The sequence below is a fragment of the Devosia lacusdianchii genome, from assembly GCF_022429625.1.
Taxonomy (GTDB): domain Bacteria; phylum Pseudomonadota; class Alphaproteobacteria; order Rhizobiales; family Devosiaceae; genus Devosia; species Devosia lacusdianchii.
In genome coordinates this window covers 4,146,312-4,168,667 of the sequence record NZ_CP092483.1, presented here as the reverse complement: position 1 = coordinate 4,168,667, position 22,356 = coordinate 4,146,312, and the positions used below count along the sequence as shown (strand labels likewise).

Here is a 22,356-nt window from a genome sequence, read left to right as displayed (position 1 = left end):
CTGGGCCTTTATCCAAAACTACTCAACTCGCCCTCCGACTCGCTGTATTTGCGGAAGGACCCAAGAAGGGGCGACGCATTGAACGACACAGACGAGTCAGAAATCTTCAGTAGAAGCAGGGCGGACAAAACCTATGTAGGTCCAGCCTTTCCTGATTTTGTAGGTCGCAACCTTAGGATCGCCAACAAATACATTGATGCTGCCTCAGGATACGCGTTCGCCAACGTCAAGGACGAGATAGTCCTTCGTGAGACCCCGGCCGGGCGATTTCAGATAAAAGTGACGTTTCTCGAAGATGACCGGTCCTTTCAAACAGTGACTTTGCAACGCTTCTCTAGCGCCAGTGGTGCTAAGGAGCATTTCACCTTTATGCCGGCAGAGGTGGCCACCTTGTTGGCCTTCCTGTCGAATTTGAAGCGGATACATTTTCCGAATGCCGGCAAGGTCAACGTTACCGACTCCGATCTTGAGCAACTTCTGCTTCAGCCAGCCCAGGTGCTTCGACTCGCGGCGGACAATCAGCAGCTTTTGGCGGACATTGCTCGAAACGAGATAACAATCGAAGATGTAGTGTCGTTGGGCTATCGAAAGAAGCAACTCAGGGTGTTTGAGCGGCTTCTCAGCGACGAGGGCTACTTTGCTGGCGTGCTAGCTAAACATGCGAAGGGTCCAGAAGAGGTATGGCAACGTTTCTTCGAACTGAATCCGTGGATATTTGGCGCCAGCCTATCTCTCATCAATTTCGGTCCTCTGGACAACCGGAAGATGGAACAGGCTGTTAGAGGCTTTTCGATCTCAGGTCCCGGTAAGCGAGTTGATGCATTGCTCAAGTCACATGCATTGATCTCGACGACGTGCTTCGTCGAGATCAAGAGGCACGACACTCCGCTACTGGCCTCTAGCGAGTATCGATCTGGCATTTGGCAGCCATCAAGTGAGCTGAGTGGAGCTGTTGCCCAAGTCCAAGGAACCGTGTCCGCTGCGCTAGAAGCATGGCGAGCGCGCGAAGAAATAACAGACTCTAGCGGCGAACCTTCCGGTGAGACGCTGTTTACGACAGAGCCCCGGTCTTACGTTATCTGTGGCCGGCTTTCAGAGTTCCACGGTGAGCACGGTGTCAACGAGCGACGTTTTAGGAGCTTTGAACTCTTCAGAAGGAATCTGAACAGGCCCGAGGTCGTGACTTTTGATGAATTGTACGAGCGCGCCTGCTTCATCGTAAGTTCCCGGGCATATTGTGCATGTCCCCGACCTGCTCGATGGCAAGCTGTTCGACTCCATCCCATCAGGCGCTGCCTACGTGCAGACGCCCGGCTTCTCGACCATCATCGCGCGTGGCCGGGCGGCTGCTGAAGGCTTCCCCGACGACCTCGTCTATATCGGCATGTCGCTGGGCGTGATGCCGGCGCAGGCTTTGGCGCAGACACGGCCGGGGGTGCGCGGTGCCGTCTTTCTCCATGGTGCGGTGCCGGTCAGCGAGTTCGGGGAATGGCCGGCCCGGCTGCCGGTGCAGATTCACGCCATGGATGCCGATCCCGAATTCGTCGATTCGGGTGATATCGACGCGGCGCGGGCGCTGATCGCTGAGGCCGAGGACGGGGCGATGTTCCTCTATCCCGGCAACGGGCATCTCTTCACCGATGCGTCGCTGCCCGATTACGACAAGGCAGCGGCCGATCTGGTGATGCAGCGTGTGCTGGAATTTCTGGGTCGGCTCTGAGATCACCCAACCCACGAGGCGTCACCCTCGGGCTCGACCCGAGGGCTCTGTACTTGCCGAGTCAGTGTAACGCCCTCGGGTCAGGCCCGACGGTGACGGCGGCGAATGGTCCAGCATGGGCGGCAAACTGTCCTCACCCTCGATGTCATCCCGGCGCAGGCCGGGATCCATATCCGGGGCAACCCGCCTCATCCAGCGTCTGGATAGCCCACCGCATGGATTCCGGCCTGCGCCGGAATGACACCGCCGAGTGGGGCATTTATCGCTCCTATCCGTCTTATCCCCGCTCCAAAAACCTCCCGCATACTCTCCCCATCCCTCCGCATGAGCGGCCTGCAGGCGAACAGTGGCGGAGGGCGCCGTGCCGGCTTCGCTGCCGCGCAGGTTCAGATACTGGCCGGCTGGGGCGAGCGTCCCCACACCGCGATCCCCGAGTATCGTTCCAAAACCGGCGCCCCGAGGCGGTTTCCGTCTCACTAAACAAAACTCGGGGGCGGCCATCGCCTCGGGGCCCGCTCATTTCATGAAACCGGAGGTAATCGCCGACCGGCGCTTTCGCATGTACGAAGAAAACTTCGCGCAAAATGTCGAAGTTTTCTCACCCGACTCGTCGCGGTGTCAGATGGCAGCCAAGACGGTCGCCAGATCCACGGGAGAAACCAATGCGTAAAGTTACAGCCGGCCTATTCTACTCTGTCGATGGCGTTGCCGAAGCCCCCGATCAGTGGCAGTTCGATAGCTTCGATGATGAGCTGGGCCAGTTGCTCGGCGCCGTGATGGCCGATGTCGATACGGTGCTGCTGGGTCGCCAGGGCTACCAGGAATGGGCCGGCTACTGGCCCTCTGCCGAGCAGGACCAGGATTTCGGCAGCTTCATCAACACTGTCCCCAAATTCGTTGCCTCGCGCACGCTCAAGCCGACCGATCTCAGCTGGAGCAATTCCACGCTGATCGAGGGCGATCTCGAAGCTTTCGTGCGCGATCTCAAGAGCCAGAAGGGCGGCACGATCGCGGCCATGGCCGGCATGTCGCTGGTGCGCCAGTTGCTGCTGGCAGGCCTCATCGACGAACTGACCCTCATCATCCACCCGGTCGTCGCCGGCAAAGGCCGTCGCCTGTTCGAAGACGGCACCGCCACGACGCGCCTCGAACTCAAGTCGAGCCAGGTGACATCCAAAGGCAACGTGGTGCTGACCTACGCCAAGCGGGCCGATTGAATTGGGTGGGCGGCGGAAATTTCTGCCGCCCATGTCACACCCGTCGCGGCCATCTCGTCCTGATTTCATGGGACCACCCAGCAACAGGAGAAAATGCCGTGAGCAATCGTCCAAACCCCTATGCCGTCGCTTATCCGCTGGTGCAGCCGCTGATCGATTTCAGTACCACCGTCGCCGAAATGGGGCTTGAGCCCAGCCTGGTCGAACTCATCAAGATTCGCGCCAGCCAGATCAATGGCTGCGCCATGTGCCTGCACATGCATACGCGTGACGCAATCAAGGCGGGCGAAAGCGAGATGCGGATTTTCCTCCTCGACGCGTGGCGGGAATCCCCGCTCTATAGCGAGCGTGAACGGGCCGCCATGGGCTGGACCGAAGTGCTCTCCGTGCTCGGCGACGAGGCGGCGCGCGAGCGGGCCTATGAAGCCGTGGCGGCCCAGTTTACGCCCGAAGAACAGGTCAAACTCACCTTGATGATCTCCGCCATCAACGCCTTCAACCGGCTCAACCTGGCCTTCAGGGTCAAGCATCCGGCCGCCGCATCGCGGGTCGCCGCCTGATGGAGGCGTCGGGGCAGGGCGCCGCCACCACGTTCGAACCGATCCGGCCGCGCCTCCTGCGCGTCGCCTATCGCATGCTCGGCTCGCGTGCCGATGCCGAGGATGTGGTGCAGGAGGCGTTCATCCGCTGGCTCAAGGCCGAGCGCGATGATGTACGCGAGCCCGAGGGCTTCCTGATGCGTACGGTGACGCGGCTTTGCCTCGACGTGCTCAAATCGGCGCGGCGGCGGCGCGAGACTTATGTCGGGCCGTGGCTGCCCGAGCCGGTGGTCGAGCCGGAGGTCGATAGCATAGACGACGACGTGACATTGCCTTTGCTGCTGGCGCTGGAACGGCTGTCGCCGCTGGAGCGGGCGGCGTTCCTGCTGCACGACGTGTTCGGCGTCGGCTTTGCCGAAATCGGGGAAACCATCGGCAAGGACCCGGCCGCCTGTCGGCAGTTGGCCAGCCGGGCCCGCACCCATGTGCGCGAGGCGCGGCCGCGCTTTCCGCTGTCGCAGGACCGCAGCCTCGCCATTGCCGAAGCGTTCTTCGCCGCAACGCGCCATGGCGATATGGGGCAATTGCAGGCGCTCTTGGCCGAAGACGTGGTGCTGGTCACCGATGGCGGCGGCAAGCGTCCGGCGCTGAGCCAGGCGGTGATCGGTCTCGATCCGGTGCTGGCGCTGCATGCGGGGCTGGCAAGCGTGTTTGCCGAGCGCGGCTCGCGGCTGGTGCGCCTGGCCATGATCAACGGGCTGCCCGGCTTCGTCACCGAAGAGAGCGATGGGTTGCAAACCACCGCTCTGCTGGTCGAGGGCGGGCGGGTCAAGGGGATCTATGTGGTGCGCAATCCCGAAAAGCTCGGACATCTGGAGGCGCACTAGCGCTTCCGGGGCAGGGGGCAAGTCCCGCTTTATCCCCCCGACTCGCATTGCGGTCATAATCTGCGGGTTCAATTGCGGGCAGTGTTTGGGGGTATCAAGAAAAGCATGCGCAGGATTACTCGTTTCGTCGGCTTGGCCGCTCTTGTTCTGGCCGTGATGCCCGTCAGCGCCGAGGATAGCGTCGTCGAGTTTTCCACCGAGGACCCGGAAATGAACGCCGCCATCGCCAAGGCGCGGGACGGGTTGCCGGAATTCTGGGAGCGGTTCGCCGACCCGGCCGATAACGAGGCGGATTTCTCGCTCAAGCTGGGCATTTCCGATGGCAGAGAGACCGAGCATTTTTGGTGCGGGGAAATCGCCGGCACCGCCCGGTCGGCGACCTGCGTCATTTCCAACGAGCCGGTCAATGTCTTCACCGTCGCCTATGGCGAGCGCGTGTCGGTCGACCCCGAGGTGATTTCCGACTGGCTGTTCTACCGCGACGACAAGATCGTGGGTGCCGAAACGCTGCGGGTGATGTTGCCGCATCTGGAAAAGAAGGAAGCCGCGGCCCTGCGCGCTCTGCTCGCCGAGCCCTAGGGCCGGCTCTCGCCATCCCCCAGGGCGGGCCCTTGCCCGTCCCCCAGGGGGGGCTCTTGCCCGTCGCGCTCCTCCAGCGCCCCGACGATACGGTGCATCAGCGCCAGAAACAGTTCACGCTCGGCTCCGTCCAGTGGCGCCAAGGCCACGGCATTGATCCGGGTGACCACTGTCTCGACGGTCTCGATCAAGGCGGCCGCCTTTGGTGTCAGCGAGACCAGGGCGCTGCGTTTGTCATCGGGATCCGGGCGGCGCACGGCAAAGCCATCGCGTTCCATGCGCTTGAGTGTCTGCGCCATGGTCGGCTGTTCCACCGCCGCGCGCTGGGCCAGCGCTTTCTGGGTCATGACCCTTCCCCCCGCCAGGGCGAACAGGATGGGCATATAGGCCGGGGCAATGCCTGTGGGTGCGAGCTGCCGCTCCAGTTCGCGGGTAAACAGGCGCGCCGCCCAGTTGGTCATGTAGCCGGCGGAGGTCTCGCGAGTGAGGGTCATTTACATAGCTTGCTATCTAAATACATAGTGTGCTATCTATATTGCGTTGCCATCCACAACGCAAGGAGCCCGCCATGTCGCTCAAGAGCAGTCCAACCCGCTATGGCGGCGTGGCCGTCGCCATCCACTGGCTGACCGCCCTGGCCATCTTCGGCATGCTGATCAGCGGCTTGAGCGCGGCCAATACGCTGGACGAGGCCACCCGGCTCACCCTGCTGCGCGGCCATGCCGTCATGGGCACAATGATCGGCGTACTGACCGTACTGCGCATTGTCTGGTGGGTGTTCTTTGACAAGCGCCCCCGCGAGGTCGGCGGCATGTCGCGCGCTCAGGCGCTGGCGGCCCGTTCGGTTCATTACGGGCTCTATGCCGTCATCCTGGTGATGGTGGCGAGCGGCCTCGGCACCATCCTGCTCACCGGCGCCAATCTGCAACTCGTGGGCACGGCACCGCTGCCGCTGCCCGATTTCACGCTGGCGCCGCCCCGCACGCTGCATGGAATCCTGGCCCGCGTCCTGTTGGTTCTGATGGCGGGCCATATCGGGGCCGCGCTCTACCACCAGTTCGTCAGGCGGGACCGGCTGCTGGCGCGGATGGGCTTAGGGCGATAGCGGCCAGTTTCTCAAAGGCCCTTGGTCTGGGCGCTGTTTTGAGCGCCTCGGCGATCAGCGGTACGCAGGCCTCCGGCGCCAGAGTTCCGGTATCAAGTTCAAGGTCATAGATACCTGGGACGTGTACGGCATCCTGCCAGCGCTGCACGGGGGCGGGGATCCCATCGCCGCCGACATAGAATCCGCTCTGGGGATCGGCATTGCGGCGGCGCATGATTTCGTCGATCGGGCAGCGCACGCCGACAAACAGCACGTCGAGCCCCGCCATCCGCCGCGCGCAGGCGGGCAGAATGCCCAGGGGCCGCGAATAGCTGTCGTGGTGACCAAGGTCGGCCACGACGTCAAAACCCAGCCGGGCATGGGCCGCGATCGTGTCGTAGAGCGCAAAGTAGAGGTCGGGAATCACCGCCTCGAGGTGGGGGCGTTCGCCACCCGGGCGCAAACCGATCCCCGGTATTAGACCTGCGGGCAGGGTGCGGTTCTGGGCGTCGACGCCCAGGTTGATCCAGTTGCCCGGCAAGGTGTCCTGCATGGCTTTGGCGATGGAGGATTTACCGGCGCGCGGTGTGCCGTTGAGAATGACGATGCGGCCGGTCACTGCTTGCTGCCCGCTGTGCTCTGGCCGTTCTGGTGCAGCACTAGGTCCGTGGCCTTGCCGTCGGCGCCGAGCTCGAAGCTGATCTGCGCGTCGACAACCCTGAGGAAGAAGTCCGTCTCGGTCTCGGCGAAGGCCTCAAGGCGATCCTGGCCGCTGGCCTGGATGAAAAGGCGCGGCCCCTCGGCGGTAACGGCTATGGAGAATTCGGGACCAAGCTCGTAGGTGCCGATATAGTTTTCCAGCACGGCGGGATCGAGTGTGATGGCCTCGCGCGGTTTGGGCTGCGGGGCCAATGGGGCAGTGGCATCGATGAGGTGGAAGCCGATATCCTCGATGCCCGTTGCGGTCGCCGCATTCGCCAGCACGACCGCAGCCCGACCGCTGGCGGGATCAAAACCGAGGAAGGCGTTGAACCCGCCGGTCATGCCATTGTGCCAGACAATGCTTGCACCCTCGTGGTCGAGCACGATCCAGGCCAGGCCAATGGTCATGTTGGGCGAGCCGGCGGGCCTCGTCTCCTTGAGCATCAGGGCGACAGCATCCTTGAGTGGCGTCTCGGTCTGATCGCTGACTGCGGCAGCGAATTTGGCGAGATCGGCAGCGGTCGATCGCCAGCCGCCGGCCGGCGCGAAGACCTCGAAGTCCCAATGCGATACCGGCTGGCCTTCGGTGTCATGGCCGGTGGCAAAGCGGTCGGCCAGGGCATCGGGCACCACCAGCATGGTGTCGGTCATGCCCAGCGGATCGAGGATGCGCTTTTGCACCAGCTCGCCATAGGGCAGGCCGCTCACATGGCTCACGGCTTCGCCGAGCAGCGTCGCGCCGATGTTGGAATATTCATACTCGGTGCCCGGGGCCCGCGGCAGCGGGTAGGCCGCGAGAAAGCCGTAGAGAAGCTCGGCATTGTAGTGCTTGTAAGGGTTGGCGGGATCGGCAAAGGCCAGTTCGGGTGGCACCGAGGGTAGGCCCGAGCTATGCGTCGCCAGGTCGAACAGGGTAATGGTCTTGCCTTCAAAGGCGGGAATCTTGGTTCCCTCGGGCAGGTAGTCGGTGACCGGCGCATCGAGCACCATCTTGCCGTCCAGCACCAGCTGGGCAACCAGCAGGTTAGTGAAGACCTTTGCAAGGGACCCGGCCTCGAACAGCGTCGCTTCGGAGACGGGCGTGTCGCCGTCTTTGGCGAATGTGCCGTGATTGAAAAAGCGCGGTGTGCCGTTTTCGATCACGGCGGCGGCGATGCCGACGCCCTGGCCGTCGCGGTCGATGCGATCGGCGAGAATCTGGGCAACCGCTTCGTCAGAGACCACCGGCGCCTCCTGAGCCAGAACAGGGGTGGCGATCAGCGCGGCAAAGGCCAGCGCGGCGAGGACGAGTTGCATCGGAGCCTCCGGAGGTGTGCATGATCGGTAGATCGGCATGCACACCCGGTGTGGCAAGGATGCGGCGCTGGCCTATTTTGCGTTTTTGGCCATTTCGATGGATTCGAGAATGACGCGCTTGGCGTCCTCATAGCCGCCGACATGGGAAATCTTGGCCCATTTGCCGGGCTCGAGATCCTTGTAGTGGGTGAAGAAGTGCTTCACGCGCTCGACCTGGATGGGCTGCATGTCGGCGATGTCCTTGATGCTGTCATACATCTTGGTGAGCTTGGAAACCGGTACGGCGAGGATCTTCTCGTCCTGGCCGCCATCGTCTTCCATGAACAGCACGCCGAAGGGGCGGCAGCGCACGACAGCGCCGGGCACCAGGGGACGCGAGTTCATGACGATGACGTCGAGCGGGTCGCCGTCGCCGCACAAAGTGTGGGGCACGAAGCCGTAATTGCCGGGATAGCGCATCGGCGTATAGAGGAACCGGTCAACGAACAGCGCGCCCGAAGCCTTGTCGATTTCGTACTTGATCGGCTCGCCGCCCATGGGGACTTCGATGATCACGTTGAGGTCGTCGGGCGGGTTCTTGCCGGTCGGGATGGCGTCGATGTTCATTTTTGCTTCAGGTCTCGTTCATCGGGGAGGCGACAAAGTGGTTGCGTTGTGCCCAGAACAGGCCGCAAAGGCAAGCCAGTTTGGCGCAATGCTGCTGCCCCACCCTATCCCCGCGCGGAGTTCGTGATGAAACAGATCCTTGCCAGTGCTCTCCTGACGCTCGTCCTGGCGGTTCCGGCCCACGCCGCGTTCAACAGCGCCTATACCGACATCAATCTCGATCAGTGCCTCGTGCTCGATGCCGACGATTTCGGCGCCAGCTGGGCCTGCCCGGGCTACAAGGGCTATCCCTTGATGGTGACCGAAGGCGATCTGCGCTTCTCGCTGATCTACGGCTTTGGCGCCAAGATGGCGGACGGGCAGACGCTGCCGCCGTTCAACGAGCTGGGGGCCAAGCTCGAATGGCGGCTGAGCAATGAGCTGGGCCGCTGGATGCCCATCGCCACCATCGTGCGCTACCACACGGCCGATCCGGAAACCGGTGAAAACAAGGGCCAGGTGCTGGTGGTGACGCAATTGGTCGAGGGCAATAGCTGCCACGTCGCCTATATCGATGCGATCGCCAACAAGGACGCCAACGAGCTGGCGCGCGAGGCGGCCGATGCTTCAGGCGATTTCGATTGCGCCAGTGACGAGATCGAGATCATCGGCAAGTTCGAGGCTTACTAGAGCGGCGGGTATTCAGGCGGGATCACGTTCTCCGCCATCGTCACCACCCGGCTTGTCCGGGTGGTCCATACGATGTCGCGCCATCGCTGGATTGCCCGGGCAAGCCGGGCAATGACGACAAATGCTGAATGCACTTGAAGCACACCGATCTAGGACTTGCTGATCTGGTTGCGCAGGATGGTGCGGTCGCGGCTGGAAACGCCAATCAGCTCGGCGATACGCCAGACCATGTTGTCTTCGAGCTCGTGGTTCTTCTTGTCGGCAAAGACCACCGTCCACATCATGCGCACGATCTCGATGCGGTCTTCCATCTCGAGCTGGGTAATGCCTTGGGTGAACTTGTAGAAATCCACGGCTTCGGCGTCGCGGAGCGCGGCTTCCTTGATCAGCCGGTCCACCGCAGCTTCGTCCATGTCGTAATGGTCCTGCAGCGCACCGCGGATCGCCTTGCGCTCCTCGTCCTTCATCTGTCCGTCCACGGCCGCCAGATGCACGAGCAGCACGGCCACGGCCAGTTTTGGATCGTGGAGTGAGTGGGCGGTCTCGGGTTTGTTGAACAGGCGGGTAATGGCCTCGAACATGGCGTGAGCCTCCTTCGGGGAGCGGCGGGAAACAGCGAAAAGGGTTTGCGCGCCGGGAGGCAGGCTTGAACCAAGAGTTAGCAGCCCTTGCGATTTCCTCAATGGGTCAGGCGGCCTGTCACGCGGTCTTGACCGAGGTTGATGCGGAAGAGCCACACCGGCGCTGAATGAAAAAGGACTCGACTCCGCGCGGATTCGGAGTCTAAATGTTCTGGTTTTGTTCACTAAGGAAGGTGGCTCCGATGAGCGCCCCCGATCGCCAACAGCGCATCGCTGCGCTGCGGGACAGCATTGCCGATATCGAGCGCAAGCCGGCTCTGGCCGAGGCGCGGACGATGGTCGAGAAGAATGCGCAGGGGTTTCCGGTGCTGGCCGGAGGGCTGCTGCAGGAGGTGTTCACTGCTGAACGCCGCAATGCCGGCGCGGTTCTGGGCTTTGCCCTGGCCCAGGCACGAGGCCTCATCACCGAGCAGCGGCTTGCCGTCATTTACCTGCAATTGGCCGATGAAGCCCAGAAATTGGGAATGCCCTACGGTCCGGGCCTCGTGAGCTTCGGCTTTGATCCCGAGGCGCTCATCCTGGTGCGGCCGGCCAATATGGCCGAACTGCTCTGGGCGGTCGAGGAAGCGATTGCCTGCCGCGCCGTGGCGGCTGTGGTGGCCGATATCGGCGGGCATTCCAAGCTGCTCGATTTCACCGCCAGCCGGCGGCTGAGCATGCGGGCTGCCAGCACGGGCGGGTCGATCTTCATGTTGCGCTATGGCGAGGACCGCGAGGCGAGCGCGGCGCATCTGCGCTGGTGCCTGTCGCCAGCGCCCAGCGCGCAACGGCGTTATGACGCCAAGGCGCCGGGGCCGCTGCGATGGCGGGCGCAATTGGAGAGGGGAACACTCATCAAACAGACCGAATGGCTGCTGGGTTGGACGGAAAATGGATTTTCAGCAATCGCTGCTCGCGGCCGCACAGACCGGTTCGTTTCCGGCACGCCGCTTCCTCGCGCTCTTCCTGCCCACCTGGCCGACCGATTACCTGAAACGGCATGATCTCCAGCTCAAGGCGCCGCTGGCGCTCTATGAGCGGATCAAGGGCGGGTTGCGGCTGGCGGCCATCGATGCCGAGGCGGCCGCCAGGGGACTTCGTGTCGGGCAGAACCTGGCCGATGCCCGCGCCATGGTGCCCGAACTCACGGTGCGCGAGATCGACCGGCCGCTGCTCGAAGCCGTCTTCGCCGATTTTGCCGATTGGCACTCCAATGCCAGCCCGCTGGTTTCGGTGATGCAGAATGTCGCCGGTTTCGGCGACCTCGTGCTCGACATTACCGGGGTCGCGCACCTGTTCGGCGGCGAACGTGCCATGCTGCGCCTGCTGCTGACCCGGCTGCGCGAACTCGGCTATACCGTTTCGGGCGCTATTGCGCCCACCATTGGCGCGGCCTGGGGAGTCAGCCATTTTGCCCGCAGCCAGGTGGTCGAGCCGGCCGAGCTCGAGACCATTCTCGATGCGTTGCCGGTCAATGCGTTGCGCCTCAGCGAAGCGCAGGTCGCCGGCCTGTCCCAGATGGGTCTCAAGACCATCGGCCAGTTGCGCCCGCGCGAGCGTAAACCCTTGCAGGCGCGGTTCGGCATCTCGCTGCTCGACCGTCTCGATCAGGCCTATGGCCAGATCGAGGAGCGGATGTCACCGCGCCTGCCGGTGGCCGAACGCTATGCCGAGCGACGCTTTGCCGATCCGATCGGGCTGATGGACGATGTGTTGATGACGACGCATGACCTGGCTATCCAGCTTGGCATCCGGCTCGAAGCCGAGGGGCTGGGCGGGCAGGCCTTCCACCTTTTCCTCTATCGCGTCGATCACAAGGTCATGGCCCTCTCGGTCAATTCCGCCCGGCTGACGCGCGACCCCGAGCATATTACCAAGCTGTTCAGCAACCGTTCGGAACGGCTCGAAGGCGAATATGATGCCAGTTTCGGCATCGACATGATCCGGCTGGCGGTCAGCTCGGTGGCCGAGCTCGACGCGGTCCAGCTCGGGGCGTTTTCACACCAGGGTGTCGCCGAGGATCTCGACCAGCTCAACGACCGGATGAGCAGCCGGCTGGGGTCGCTGGCGGTGCTGAAGACGCAAATGGTGGCGAGCCACATTCCGGAGCGGGCGGCACGGCTGGTGCCGGTGCTGGTTGCCAATGATCATGGCGGCAATGGCATGCGGCCCGATCTGATGCGTCCGCTGCGCCTGTTGCCGGTTCCCGAACCCGTGGCCATCAATGCCGAAGTGCCGCATGGCCTGCCGGCCTCGATGATCTGGCGGCGCGACAACTACCGGTTGCTCAAGGCATCGGGGCCCGAACGCCTGGGAGCCGAATGGTGGCGTACCGGCCAGCGCCTGCAATTGGTGCCGCCCGAGCCGCCCCGGAAGGACGAACCACCGCCCTATATCCCCAAGCTACCGCTCTTTGATGCCGATGCGGTGACGCGCGACTATTACATGGTCGAGGATGCGGAAGGCCGCAGGTTCTGGATCTATCGGCAGGGCTTCCATCGCGACGATGAACCGGCGAGCTGGTACCTGCATGGGGTTTTCTCATGAACCAGGTTGTCCAGCTGATCCAGCCGGCCAGGCCCCGCGCCCAGCCGCCGCCATCGACAGTCGCTTATGCGGAACTGGTATCGACCACCAATTTTTCCTTTCTGCGCGGCGGTTCCCACCCCGAGGAAATGGTCACTGCAGCCATGCATATGGGGCTGACAGCCTTCGGCGTCACCGACCGCAACAGCTTTGCCGGGGTGGTGCGCGGCTATGTGGTGGCGCGGGACCGGGACACGTCGCTTTTCCCCGATTTCCGTTATCTGGTCGGTGTCCGGCTCTGCTTTGCCGACGGCACGCCTGACATCATTGCCTATCCAACCAACCGGGTGGCGTACGGCCGGCTGTGCAAGCTGCTCACCGTGGGCAATCAGCGCGGCGAGAAGGGCAGTCCAAAACTGTTCTTCAACGATCTCTTCGGCTCAGGCGACCCTGCATCGGAAACCGAGCAGGGGCCGCCGGAAAATTATGCGCAGGACCAGCTGTTCATCCTCATGCCCGACGAGGCCGATTGGGGCCTGACTGAACGGACGCTGGATATGCTTGCCACCAAGGCGCCAGATCGCGTCTGGGTTGCCGCTGCGCCGCGCTTCGACGGGCAGGATCGGGCCCGGCTCAATCGACTCGACGGGCTAGCCAAGCGCCACCGCGCCGCACTGCTTGCCACCAATGATGTGCTTTACCACGAGCCGGACCGGCGCATCGTGCAGGACGTGGTGACCTGCATCCGCGAGCATCTCACGCTTGAAGCCGCCGGCTGGCAACTTGCCGCCAATGCCGAGCGCCACCTCAAGCCGGCAGCGGAAATGGCTGACCTGTTCAAGGACTATCCCAATGCCATCAGCGAAACCCAGGGCTTCATCGCCCGCATCGGCTTTTCGCTCGATCAGCTCAAATACAATTATCCCGAAGAGACCATCGGCAATGGTGAGACGGCGCAGCAGACGTTGGAGCGGCTGACCTGGGCGGGGGCGGTGAAACGGTTTCCCGAAGGGGTGCCGGACGCGATCAAACGCTCGATCTGGTCCGAACTCTGCCTCATTGGTTACAAGGGTTATGCGGCCTATTTTCTGACGGTGCATGACATCGTCATGTATGCACGCCATGAGCGCAAGATCATGTGTCAGGGTCGCGGGTCGGCCGCCAATTCGACGGTCTGCTTCTGCCTCGAGATCACCGAAGTCAATCCAACGACGGCCAACCTGGTCTTCGGCCGGTTCATCTCGACCGAACGTGACGAGCCGCCCGATATCGACGTCGATTTCGAGCATGAGCGGCGCGAAGAGGTGATGCAATATGTCTACAAAAAATACGGCGGCAAACGCACCGGGTTGACGGCCAACGTCATCTCCTATCGCTCAAAGAGCGCCATTCGCGAGACGGCCAAGGTGTTCGGCGTGTCGGACGACACCGTAGCCGCGCTTAACCAGCTGCACTGGGGTTGGGGTTCAAAACTGGGCCTCGCCGAAATGACCAAGATCAAGCTGAGCCCGGACGACCCCGTCCTGGCGCAAATGTTCGAAGTGATCAAAGTCCTGCGCGGTTTTCCCCGTCACCTTTCACAGCATGTCGGTGGCTTCGTCATTACCCGCGACTCGCTGGAAAGTCTGGTGCCCATTGGCAAGACAGCCATGGATAGCCGCATGATTATCGAATGGAACAAGGACGATATCGACGCCTTGGCCATCCTCAAGGTCGACGTGCTGGCGCTGGGCATGCTGAGCTGCCTACGGCGTGCTTTCGAACTGATGCAGGTCCATTACGGCAAGAAACCCGTGCTGACCGAGCTTCTGGCTGAAGAGAATGGGGCGGGCCCGTTCGCCCGGGAACGCGTCTATGCCATGACGCATCGCGCTGACACGATCGGGGTCTTCCAGATCGAGAGCCGGGCGCAGATGTCGATGCTGCCTCGCCTCAAGCCCAAGGAATTTTATGACCTTGTCATCGAGGTCGCCATCGTGCGGCCCGGCCCGATCCAAGGTGGCATGGTGCATCCCTATCTGAAGCGGCGCGATGGATCGGAGCCATGGAAGGCAAAACCCGGAGACCGGCTTGATGCCGTGCTTGAGCGGACCCTCGGTATCCCGTTGTTCCAGGAGCAGGCCATGCAGATGGCCATAGTGGGCGCAGGGTTTTCGGCTGGTGAGGCCGATCAACTTCGGCGCGCCATGGCGGCCTGGCGGCGGACCGGAAAGATCGAAATCTTCGAGAAGCGCTTCATCGAAGGCATGACCGCCAACGGCAAATATCCGCTCGAATTCGCCCAACGCTGCTTTGCCCAGATCAAGGGCTTTGCCGAATACGGTTTTCCCGAAAGTCACGCGGCATCATTTGCGCTGCTCGTCTACGCCTCCTGCTGGCTTAAATGCCATTATCCAGATGTGTTCGCCTGTGCGCTGCTCAACAGCCAGCCAATGGGCTTTTATGCACCCAGCCAGATCATCCGCGATGCCATCGAGCACGGGGTGGAGGTGCGGTCGATTGACGTCAACCTGTCCGATCTCGAATGCGTGCTCGAAAACAGCCTAAGCGAAGACGGCGAGACGCGCATGGCGCGCGACCACCTATGGCCGCAGCATTTCGAGATGGCGGACGACATCCATTCCAACAAGGCAATGCGCCTGGGGTTTTCCCAAGCCGTCGGCCTGCCGGAGGCCGATATCAACGTCATCGTCGCCCGGCGTGGGCACGGTTACGATTCAGTGCGCGATCTGTGGCTGCGCACCGGCATATCCATCGCCACGCTCGAAAAGCTGGCTCGGGCAGATGCCTTTGCCTCGCTCGGCCTCTCCCGGCGCGAGGCGCTGTGGGCGGTCAAGGGTCTGATCGGCACGCATGGGGCCGATACCTTGCCGCTGTTCGAGGCGGCCGGACGGGTCAAGACCGAGGCCGATATCGAGGCCGATTTGCCCAGAATGCTGCCGGGCGAAGAGGTCATCCACGATTATTCGACCCTGTCCTTTTCGCTCAAGGGGCACCCGCTGCAATTCATCCGGCCACTGCTCGATGCTCGCCGCACTACGCGGTCGGATCAGCTCATGGCAGTCAAGCCAGGCAGTCGCATCGAGGTGGCCGGGCTGGTGCTGGTGCGGCAGCGGCCGGGCACGGCAAGCGGGGTGATCTTTGCCACGCTCGAGGATGAAATGGGCATTGCCAATATTGTCATCTGGCCGAAAGTGTTCGAAGCCAATCGCAAGACCATTCTGGGCTCCCGCATGCTGGCGGTGCGTGGTCAGTTGCAGCGCGAGGGTCTGGTCATCCACATCATTGCCGAGCAATTGACCGACATGACCGGCCATCTGCTCGATCTGGCGCATGGCCATGATATCGGGGAACGGATACTGGCGCGCGGCGACGAGGGACGATCGGACCCAGAGCCGGGGCGCGACCGGCAGGCGTTGCGCGAAATCGAAAGAGCCCGCCGGCAGGCCTATGCGGCTTTGCCGGGCGGGCGCAATTTCCACTAAGGGGTTAGACTAGAATCTTGTCGATGGTCTGGGCCAGCGCAATATCCTTGCTGCTCAACCCCTTGGCATCATGGGTGGTGAGCCGGATGGTGACCGTGTTGTAGACATTGGACCATTCGGGGTGGTGCGCTGCCTTTTCGGCTGCCAGTGCGACGCGGGTCATGAAGGCAAACGCCTCGGAAAAATTCTTGAACTTGAAAACGTGGCCGATGGCGTCCGCAGCTTCGTCGTAGACCCAGCCATTGAGGCCGGCCAGCCCCGTTTCGCGTTCTTTAGCGCTCAGCTTCTCAACCATTTGGCACCTGTTCAATCACTTCTGAAAGCCTCTTGCCTAGCCCGGCAAAGCGACGCTTCCGTGGCGGGTTCATCTGCCGAACCACCCATAGCGATCCGATAATTTCCGGCCTCCGTTAAGTCCATGTTTACCTTCCGGGAGAGAAGCTTATCGCCATACGGACTGTTTCCGTCACCCGGCAAGGCGTTCTTAATGCCTCGCGCGCTTCTATCGGGTGTAAAACTGAGGACTTGCGGGTGTTCACCTCGGCCCGAAAAACTATGCCAGCCATCGACTATGTGTCGATTATCCGTTCGGTCTATGCCGACCGGCGGGCGATGCTGGCTGCCGCCAGCGGCACGGCGCTTGCCGCAGGTCTCAGCGCCTACAAATCCCAGTCCTTGCCCCTGCTTGCCATTGCCGTGGCCTTCATCCTTATCGGCATGCTGCGCTACGCTGATGCACGTGCCTTCCTGCGCGCCGCCATCGACAGCGACGATGCCGAGGCTGCCGAGCATTGGGAAAACCGCGCGGTGGTCAGCGGCGCCATGGCGGGCACCGTCTACGGTGCCTGGTGTTTCATCTCCATGGTCATCGTCAAGGACCCTTTTGCCGAGCTGACCAGCGCCACGCTGACGACGGCCGCCATGGTCGGCGTGGTCGCGCGCAATTTTGGGCTGGATCGCCTCGTCACCATTCAGATGGTGCTGGTCATCATCCCCTTGTCGCTCGGCTATGCGCTGCATGGCGATCTCTACCATATCGTGCTGGCCGCCTTGCTCGGGGTCATGCTCGCCAGCTTTCGTAAGCTGGCCGCTGATACCCGCTCCATCCTGCTTAGCGCCGTGCATGGCCGCGTCGAGGCGTCGCGGCTTGCCGCCGAACTGGATATAGCGCTGACCACGCTCGAGCATGGCCTGTGCATGCTCGACGAACGGGGTGTGATATCGATCGCCAACGAGCGGGCCGTACGGCTTTTCGCCTTGCTGGGACTGACCAATCTGATTGGAATGCCGTTGGCCACGGTCCTCAACACCCTGGGCGACGAGGGGCATCTGCCCAGAACCTCGGTCGATCGTTTGCTCGATATGGTCGGGCGGGGCACTTCAGGCAAAGTTCTGCTCTGCCTGCCTGCGGGGCGCTATTACGAAGTGACAGTCAGCTCGCGACAAGAGCGCAGCGTCCTCCTGTTCGAAGATATCAGCGAGCGCGTCGCATCCGAAGAGCGCATCAATTTCATGGCGCGGCACGATACGCTGACGGGCCTGCCCAACCGAACCTATTTCGGCGAACTTGCTGTAGAAGATCTCGAGGCGCGAGCGGGCCAGGCCAACGAGCGCACCGTGTCGCTGATGATCATCGACGTCGACGACTTCAAGCATGTGAATGACACGTTCGGGCACATTGTGGGGGACGAACTGCTGATGCAGGTTGCCCTGCGCCTGCGCCGGACGCTGCCGCCCGAAGCGGTGCTGGCGCGGCTGGGCGGCGACGAATTCATCATCTATCGGGGCGCGGTCGAGAATGCCCAGCAGGCTGAGGCCGACGCGGAAATCATCTTGGGCGCGTTCACCGCCCCGTTCCTGCTGGATGGGTTGACCCTGGTCGCCAATGTCAGCATCGGGCTCGTTACCAGCACCGCGGCGCAGGATGGGCTCGACGATCTGATGACCAAGGCCGACCTGGCGCTGTATTCGGCCAAGGGCGATGGCAAGGCCAAAAGCCAGATCTTCCACGCGCAGATGGATATCGACTACCATTATCGCCAGCGGCTCAAGGCCGACCTGCGCGAAGCCGTGCGTCGGGGCGATCTCACGCTCGCCTTCCAGCCGCTGCTCGATATCGCCACGCGCAAGGTCGTGAGTTGCGAGGCGCTGGCGCGCTGGAATCATCCAGAGCTTGGCAGCATACCGCCCTCGACCTTCATTCCGCTCGCCGAGGAAATGGGTCTCATCTCCGACATCACCGCCTGGGTGATCGAGCAGGCGGCGCTCCATTGCAGCCGTTGGCCGGGCGATGTCAGCGTCGCCGTCAACGTTTCGGCGCGCGATTTCCGCGGCGCCGATCTCGTCGGGCTGGTCGAGGCGGCGCTGCTAGCGGCCAACCTTGCCCCGGATCGCTTCGAGGTTGAGGTCACCGAGACCGCTGTCATCGAGGAGCGCGAGATCGCCAATCGCGTGCTCGAAGCCCTGGCGGCCAAGGGCGTGGCCATCGCGCTTGATGACTTCGGCACCGGCTATTCGTCGCTGAGCTACCTGCACTCGCTGCCATTCGCCAAGCTCAAGATCGACCGGTCCTTCGTCAACGATATCGCCACCAGCCCGCGCGCCTTGCGGCTGCTGGCCAATGTGGCGCAGCTGGGCCGCGATCTCGACCTCACGGTTATCGCCGAAGGGGTGGAAACCGAGGATCAGCTCGACATCATGGTTGCCCATACCAAGGTGCAGCAGGTGCAGGGTTACTTCTTCAGCCGGCCGCTGCCGGAGCGGGATATTGCCGAGCTGATCGGCCGCCTCAACGCCAGACAGCCCCAAACTGCGGCAAATCGGCGGCATGGTTAATCAGCGTTAACCTATTCATCCTACGTGAAAATCCGACCCTGACGCGGATGCAGGCACCCGGGTGGCCCGCTTTTTTCAATGCCATATGCCTAACAAGAGGTTAATATCCCAATCGACTGCGGGGACCTTTTGTAATGAGTGCGGCAACCCAAACGAATGGCGCGACGTCACAATTTGCGCTGACTCTGATCGATTTGCTCGATCGGGTGCAATATCGTCGCGTGTCGGTGGATGAGCAATTCGATCCGGTTTACCGGCTGCGCTACGAGGCGTATCGGCGGGAAGAATTCATCCCCGCCAATTCTCAGCAAATCACGCGCGACATCTATGACGAGGCGCCGAACTGCTACTGCTTCGGCGTCTATATCGACGACAAGCTGGTGAGTTCTATCCGTCTGCACTACACCACATCCGAGCAGCGGACATCGCCCAGCCTGGGCATCTGGCCCGATGTGCTGGGCGGCATTCTGGATCGGGGCGATACCTATCTCGATCCCAGCCGCTTCACCGCCGACCGCGATGCGACGCTGGCATTTCCGGCTCTGCCCTACCTGACTCTTCGGATCGGCGTCATGGCCAGCAAGCATTTCGGCGCGAGCTATTGCCTTTCCTCCGTTCGACCCGAGCATGCCCCGTTCTACAAAAGGGTGTTCGGTTCGACCCAATTGGCGGGCGAGGGACGTTGGGGCGAACTGGCCTTCCCAGTCTGCCTCTACGCGACCTATCTGCCGGTCACTTATTCACGCATTGTCGAGCGCTACCCGTTCTTCATGTCGACACCCGAGGAACGCGAAAGCCTGTTCGGCGCAGAACCCCGCCCGATACGCGCCATAGCGCCGACCGCACGGCAGGCCCATCGCCTGCAACTCGTGGGCGAGCGCACCTATTATGGATCGGCAATGTCGGGAGATGGTGCCGCATAGGTGACTCGAACACCTGACCCCATCATTACGAATGATGTGCTCTACCAACTGAGCTAATGCGGCAACGGGTGGCCTTTTACGTGGGGTTTGGGGCCGGTGCAAGAGGCAAGGGGGCTTCGATGGGCAATTGTGGTTGACTTGGCTGGGCCTGACGAGCCGAGAGCGTCATCGGCACTTTCCATTCGAAGGCGTCAAGGCGACCGGTAACGGGCGAAATGGGCTCCCATTCGTCGCTGACGAGACCATCTGCCGTCCAGGCGGGGTCGCGCGCGGCGCGAACAGCACGAGCGAGCCATTCTCGCGCCTTGCCCTGGTCGCCGCTCTGGCCTTCCTCGATTTCGGCCATCAGGCTGGCGACACCCTGGGTCGCGTCGGCACCGGCAAACGGCGCCAGGGCGGCGCGCGCCAAGGGCCAGTCATAGGCATCGATGGCAGCGCGGGCCAGGGCCATGCCGGCGGCCCGATGCGGCGGCGGCGTCTCGATGATTTCGCCCAGGCGCTTGAGCCGGTCGACCGCTGAGGCTCCGGGTTGGGCGCGCGCATAGAGCGCGGCGACATCGGGATGGCCGGTAGCGCGCCAGATACGGCGCAAAAGGCTCATCGCCTTGCGCGTCTCGCCTCGATCGATATGGATGCGCGCCGCGATGAGCGCGGCCGGTACGAAATCGGGCAAGAGCTTCAATGCCGTAAGGGCATGGTCGAGTGCGGCCAGCGGTGTGGTGGTTTCGGCCTCGCGGGCGCGGGCGGTTTCGATTACTGCCTGGCGGCGGCGCTTGCGGGCGCGTTCCTCGCGGCTTGATGCCTGCTCCACATTGACCATGGCAACGGCATCGGCCCATTGCCCGCGCCGGGTCAGGTCGTCGAACACGGCGTCGGCGGCCCAGCCGCTATTGGGCGCCAGCGCCAGCGCCTTGCGGGCAAAGGTCAGCGCCGCTTCGGGCCGTTGCTGGGCGCGGGCCTGATCGTAAAGACCAGTCAAAGCCGCTACGGCGGTTTTCTCGCTGGCGATCAGCGCCCGGTAGTGTTCGCGGGCCGCCGGCATGTCGCCCAGGGCCAGATCGGCACGCGCCTCGAGCAGCTTGGCTGCGGCATTCGCGGGCAGCCGCGCCTGCGCTTCGCGCGCCAGCGAGCGGGCCCGGGCCGGATCGCCGGCCTGCAGCGCCACGATAGCATCGGACAGCGCCTCAACGCCCTGCTCGCGCCGGCGCTCGCGACCACGGCGCGCCATGGCGCGCGGGGCCGAAAGAACACGCCGGACGATTGCCCAGATAGCGATGACGACGATGGCGACGAGAATGAACAGGAAGATGGCGGCGCCCAGCCGCGGCTGCATGCGATAGCCCGCTGCCTCCAGGGTCAGCGTACCGGGCAACGAAATGAGCCAGGCCGCCAGGGCGGCGACAATGAGGCTGCCGGTTATCCAAGAGGCGAGGCGGATCATGGATTGACCTCGCCGGAGAGGGCCTCAACGCGCAGGGTTTCGAGGAAGCGTCCGGCTTCCGCCTGCGTCGCGACCAGGGCTGGCACATCCTCGGCAGCAGTCAGCATCGGGGCGGGAAGGGCGGCGAGCAGGGTTTCGGCCTCGGCGAAATCGCGGCGGGCAATGGCGCCCTCCAGCCGGGAGACTACGGCTTCAGGCGTATCGCCCTCGATTTCGCCGGTGGGGCGCAGCGCGATGGCGTTGCGGAACCAGTCCAGGGCTCCATCCTGCCATTGCGCGTCGGGATTGGCCGGACGACCAGCCAGAATGGCGGGCAGCACCGCCTCGAATCGGCGGGCGATGGCATCTGGGCGCACAATGCCGCCGGCCGCGCCATTGGCGATCGCGGTGGGAATGGCCGCATCGGGCGAGGCGGCCCTCAGGGCGGCCAATTCGGTTTCGTAGGGGCGGCCGGTGGCGAAGGCTGTTTCAAAGCCTGACAGGATCAGCGGCAATTGCAGGACGGCACCAATATCGCTGGGCTGTCCGGCCAGGGCGGCGCTGGTTTCGCCCACGGTGGTGTCGAGCGTGCGCAGCCCGGCCTCGGCAGTGCCAACGCGGGCCGCGAGTTCATCGAGCCGCGTAGTCAGGGCCACGAGTTCGGTGCGCAGGGCCTCGGCAGCGCCGGTATCGGCGGCCGGCGTGGGCTGGTCCGCCAGCGCTTCGATTCGCTCGCCAAGCGCGGCGATATCGGCCTCGACGCCGCTCAGGTCGGTCGGCTCAGCGCCTGCCGTAGCGGCGGGCGCGGCGGTTTCGAGGGCGCCGATGCGCTGGTTGAGGGCGGCGAGTTCGCTCTGCGTGGTCTGGGTAACGGTTTCGAGCTCGGGTATGGCGCTGGCGAATTGCGCCAGACGAGGGTCAGCCGGCGAGGGCGTGGTTGGTGGTGCCGGCCACAGGCCGAGCCAGGCGAGACCGTAGGCGGCCGCGAGGCCAAGCACGCCCCCGGCCAGAGTCGCAACATAGGGAAAGGCGGTGCTGGCGGTCGGAGCAGCCGCAGGCTTTTCAGCGGGTTTGAAGGTCTCGGCCGGCTTGGGCTTGGGTTCTGGCTTGGTGGGATCGGCAGCCGAATCGCGGGCCTTGAGATCGAGCACAGGCGGCCGGACGGCGCCGGATTTGGTCTCGCTCGTCTTGCCATCGGCAGGCTTGGGATCGGTGCCCTTGGTATCGGCCATTCCAGGGTTCCTCTTA

At 63.2% G+C, this 22,356-nt stretch carries 21 protein-coding genes and 1 tRNA gene; 13 read left to right on the top strand and 9 right to left on the bottom strand.

The window, feature by feature from the left end; all coding sequences use genetic code 11:
* Positions 1-78: 78 nt before the first annotated feature.
* The 6 genes from MF606_RS20575 to MF606_RS20550 all read left to right on the top strand — a co-directional run bounded on the left by MF606_RS20575 (position 79) and on the right by MF606_RS20550 (position 4,942).
* Positions 79-1,353, top strand: a complete 1,275-nt coding sequence (locus MF606_RS20575) for a Shedu immune nuclease family protein (RefSeq protein WP_240231189.1) — start codon at positions 79-81, stop codon at positions 1,351-1,353.
* Positions 1,301-1,720 carry a dienelactone hydrolase family protein gene (locus MF606_RS20570; protein WP_240231188.1) on the top strand — a complete coding sequence of 140 codons (420 nt, stop codon included), beginning with the start codon at positions 1,301-1,303 and terminating at the stop codon, positions 1,718-1,720. The genes MF606_RS20575 and MF606_RS20570 overlap by 53 nt, the downstream gene beginning before the upstream one ends.
* 662 nt (positions 1,721-2,382) lie before the next feature.
* Positions 2,383-2,937 (top strand): dihydrofolate reductase family protein, encoded by a 555-nt coding sequence (locus tag MF606_RS20565; RefSeq protein ID WP_240231187.1) that lies wholly within the window; start codon positions 2,383-2,385, stop codon positions 2,935-2,937.
* A 98-nt stretch (positions 2,938-3,035) separates the two neighbouring features.
* Positions 3,036-3,497, top strand: coding sequence for a carboxymuconolactone decarboxylase family protein (locus MF606_RS20560; protein WP_240231186.1), 462 nt, complete (start codon positions 3,036-3,038; stop codon positions 3,495-3,497).
* Positions 3,494-4,363, top strand: coding sequence for a sigma-70 family RNA polymerase sigma factor (locus MF606_RS20555; RefSeq protein ID WP_240233904.1), 870 nt, complete (start codon positions 3,494-3,496; stop codon positions 4,361-4,363). Before MF606_RS20560 ends, MF606_RS20555 begins: the two co-directional genes overlap by 4 nt.
* A gap of 105 nt (positions 4,364-4,468) precedes the next feature.
* Entirely contained in the window at positions 4,469-4,942 is a 474-nt protein-coding gene (locus tag MF606_RS20550) for a YegJ family protein (RefSeq protein ID WP_240231185.1), read from the top strand.
* Here MF606_RS20550 and MF606_RS20545 read toward each other — a convergent pair.
* Positions 4,939-5,436 carry a MarR family winged helix-turn-helix transcriptional regulator gene (locus tag MF606_RS20545; RefSeq protein WP_240231184.1) on the bottom strand — a complete coding sequence of 166 codons (498 nt, stop codon included), beginning with the start codon at positions 5,434-5,436 and terminating at the stop codon, positions 4,939-4,941. The genes MF606_RS20550 and MF606_RS20545 overlap by 4 nt on opposite strands.
* Before the next feature lie 74 nt (positions 5,437-5,510).
* Here MF606_RS20545 and MF606_RS20540 point away from each other — a divergent pair, with 74 nt between their 5' ends.
* On the top strand, positions 5,511-6,047 hold the full coding sequence (locus tag MF606_RS20540) for a cytochrome b (protein ID WP_240231183.1): 537 nt from the start codon (positions 5,511-5,513) through the stop codon (positions 6,045-6,047).
* Here the strand turns inward: MF606_RS20540 and MF606_RS20535 are convergent.
* From MF606_RS20535 to ppa, 3 genes are all read right to left on the bottom strand, one after another.
* A complete protein-coding gene (locus tag MF606_RS20535) occupies positions 6,004-6,645 on the bottom strand; it encodes a chloramphenicol phosphotransferase CPT family protein (protein ID WP_240231182.1) in 642 nt (213 codons plus the stop codon). The two genes, MF606_RS20540 and MF606_RS20535, sit on opposite strands and share 44 nt — an antisense overlap.
* On the bottom strand, positions 6,642-8,024 hold the full coding sequence (locus MF606_RS20530; RefSeq protein ID WP_240231181.1) for a serine hydrolase: 1,383 nt from the start codon (positions 8,022-8,024) through the stop codon (positions 6,642-6,644). Before MF606_RS20530 ends, MF606_RS20535 begins: the two co-directional genes overlap by 4 nt.
* Before the next feature lie 72 nt (positions 8,025-8,096).
* Positions 8,097-8,630, bottom strand: coding sequence for an inorganic diphosphatase (gene ppa, locus MF606_RS20525; RefSeq protein ID WP_240231180.1), 534 nt, complete (start codon positions 8,628-8,630; stop codon positions 8,097-8,099).
* Between the two features lie 126 nt (positions 8,631-8,756).
* Here ppa and MF606_RS20520 point away from each other — a divergent pair, with 126 nt between their 5' ends.
* Positions 8,757-9,299, top strand: coding sequence for a hypothetical protein (locus MF606_RS20520; protein WP_240231179.1), 543 nt, complete (start codon positions 8,757-8,759; stop codon positions 9,297-9,299).
* Positions 9,300-9,448: 149 nt separating this feature from the next.
* Here MF606_RS20520 and MF606_RS20515 read toward each other — a convergent pair whose 3' ends face one another.
* Positions 9,449-9,880: a tellurite resistance TerB family protein gene (locus MF606_RS20515; protein WP_240231178.1), complete on the bottom strand. Its 432-nt coding sequence runs from the start codon at positions 9,878-9,880 to the stop codon at positions 9,449-9,451.
* A gap of 242 nt (positions 9,881-10,122) precedes the next feature.
* Between MF606_RS20515 and MF606_RS20510 the strand changes: the two genes are divergently transcribed.
* The 3 genes from MF606_RS20510 to MF606_RS20500 are packed head-to-tail and all read left to right on the top strand — an operon-like array spanning position 10,123 to position 15,930.
* The gene (locus MF606_RS20510) at positions 10,123-10,923 is read left to right on the top strand and encodes a hypothetical protein (protein WP_240231177.1); all 801 of its coding nucleotides are present in this window, start codon (positions 10,123-10,125) and stop codon (positions 10,921-10,923) included.
* Positions 10,811-12,466, top strand: coding sequence for a Y-family DNA polymerase (locus MF606_RS20505; RefSeq protein WP_240231176.1), 1,656 nt, complete (start codon positions 10,811-10,813; stop codon positions 12,464-12,466). The genes MF606_RS20510 and MF606_RS20505 overlap by 113 nt, the downstream gene beginning before the upstream one ends.
* Positions 12,463-15,930 carry an error-prone DNA polymerase gene (locus MF606_RS20500; protein WP_240231175.1) on the top strand — a complete coding sequence of 1,156 codons (3,468 nt, stop codon included), beginning with the start codon at positions 12,463-12,465 and terminating at the stop codon, positions 15,928-15,930. The genes MF606_RS20505 and MF606_RS20500 overlap by 4 nt, the downstream gene beginning before the upstream one ends.
* 4 nt (positions 15,931-15,934) lie before the next feature.
* Here MF606_RS20500 and MF606_RS20495 read toward each other — a convergent pair whose 3' ends face one another.
* Entirely contained in the window at positions 15,935-16,225 is a 291-nt protein-coding gene (locus MF606_RS20495; RefSeq protein WP_240231174.1) for a 4a-hydroxytetrahydrobiopterin dehydratase, read from the bottom strand.
* 260 nt (positions 16,226-16,485) lie between these two features.
* On the opposite strand from MF606_RS20495, the gene MF606_RS20490 reads away from it, so the two are divergent.
* Both MF606_RS20490 and MF606_RS20485 read left to right on the top strand, forming a co-directional pair.
* The gene (locus MF606_RS20490) at positions 16,486-18,765 is read left to right on the top strand and encodes a putative bifunctional diguanylate cyclase/phosphodiesterase (protein WP_240231173.1); all 2,280 of its coding nucleotides are present in this window, start codon (positions 16,486-16,488) and stop codon (positions 18,763-18,765) included.
* 134 nt (positions 18,766-18,899) lie between these two features.
* Entirely contained in the window at positions 18,900-19,688 is a 789-nt protein-coding gene (locus MF606_RS20485; RefSeq protein WP_240231172.1) for an N-acyl amino acid synthase FeeM domain-containing protein, read from the top strand.
* Here the strand turns inward: MF606_RS20485 and MF606_RS20480 are convergent.
* The 3 genes from MF606_RS20480 to MF606_RS20470 form a co-directional block, all read right to left on the bottom strand.
* Positions 19,676-19,751 (bottom strand) — tRNA-Thr (locus MF606_RS20480). The two genes, MF606_RS20485 and MF606_RS20480, sit on opposite strands and share 13 nt — an antisense overlap.
* A 13-nt stretch (positions 19,752-19,764) precedes the next feature.
* The gene (locus MF606_RS20475) at positions 19,765-21,129 is read right to left on the bottom strand and encodes a heme biosynthesis protein HemY (protein ID WP_240231171.1); all 1,365 of its coding nucleotides are present in this window, start codon (positions 21,127-21,129) and stop codon (positions 19,765-19,767) included.
* A complete protein-coding gene (locus tag MF606_RS20470) occupies positions 21,126-22,340 on the bottom strand; it encodes a COG4223 family protein (protein ID WP_240231170.1) in 1,215 nt (404 codons plus the stop codon). The genes MF606_RS20475 and MF606_RS20470 overlap by 4 nt, the downstream gene beginning before the upstream one ends.
* Between the last annotated feature and the right edge of the window lie 16 nt (positions 22,341-22,356).

Excerpts from the sequence above, each read along its gene's own strand:
- MF606_RS20565 (WP_240231187.1), top strand. The coding sequence starts at position 2,383 with ATGCGTAAAGTTACAGCCGGCCTATTCTACTCTGTCGATGGCGTTGCC.
- MF606_RS20550 (WP_240231185.1), top strand. The coding sequence starts at position 4,469 with ATGCGCAGGATTACTCGTTTCGTCGGCTTGGCCGCTCTTGTTCTGGCC.
- MF606_RS20545 (WP_240231184.1), bottom strand. The coding sequence starts at position 5,436 with ATGACCCTCACTCGCGAGACCTCCGCCGGCTACATGACCAACTGGGCG.
- MF606_RS20540 (WP_240231183.1), top strand. The coding sequence starts at position 5,511 with ATGTCGCTCAAGAGCAGTCCAACCCGCTATGGCGGCGTGGCCGTCGCC.
- MF606_RS20530 (WP_240231181.1), bottom strand. The coding sequence starts at position 8,024 with ATGCAACTCGTCCTCGCCGCGCTGGCCTTTGCCGCGCTGATCGCCACC.
- ppa (WP_240231180.1), bottom strand. The coding sequence starts at position 8,630 with ATGAACATCGACGCCATCCCGACCGGCAAGAACCCGCCCGACGACCTC.
- MF606_RS20520 (WP_240231179.1), top strand. The coding sequence starts at position 8,757 with ATGAAACAGATCCTTGCCAGTGCTCTCCTGACGCTCGTCCTGGCGGTT.
- MF606_RS20515 (WP_240231178.1), bottom strand. The coding sequence starts at position 9,880 with ATGTTCGAGGCCATTACCCGCCTGTTCAACAAACCCGAGACCGCCCAC.
- MF606_RS20510 (WP_240231177.1), top strand. The coding sequence starts at position 10,123 with ATGAGCGCCCCCGATCGCCAACAGCGCATCGCTGCGCTGCGGGACAGC.
- MF606_RS20505 (WP_240231176.1), top strand. The coding sequence starts at position 10,811 with ATGGATTTTCAGCAATCGCTGCTCGCGGCCGCACAGACCGGTTCGTTT.
- MF606_RS20500 (WP_240231175.1), top strand. The coding sequence starts at position 12,463 with ATGAACCAGGTTGTCCAGCTGATCCAGCCGGCCAGGCCCCGCGCCCAG.
- MF606_RS20495 (WP_240231174.1), bottom strand. The coding sequence starts at position 16,225 with ATGGTTGAGAAGCTGAGCGCTAAAGAACGCGAAACGGGGCTGGCCGGC.
- MF606_RS20490 (WP_240231173.1), top strand. The coding sequence starts at position 16,486 with ATGCCAGCCATCGACTATGTGTCGATTATCCGTTCGGTCTATGCCGAC.
- MF606_RS20485 (WP_240231172.1), top strand. The coding sequence starts at position 18,900 with ATGAGTGCGGCAACCCAAACGAATGGCGCGACGTCACAATTTGCGCTG.
- MF606_RS20475 (WP_240231171.1), bottom strand. The coding sequence starts at position 21,129 with ATGATCCGCCTCGCCTCTTGGATAACCGGCAGCCTCATTGTCGCCGCC.
- MF606_RS20470 (WP_240231170.1), bottom strand. The coding sequence starts at position 22,340 with ATGGCCGATACCAAGGGCACCGATCCCAAGCCTGCCGATGGCAAGACG.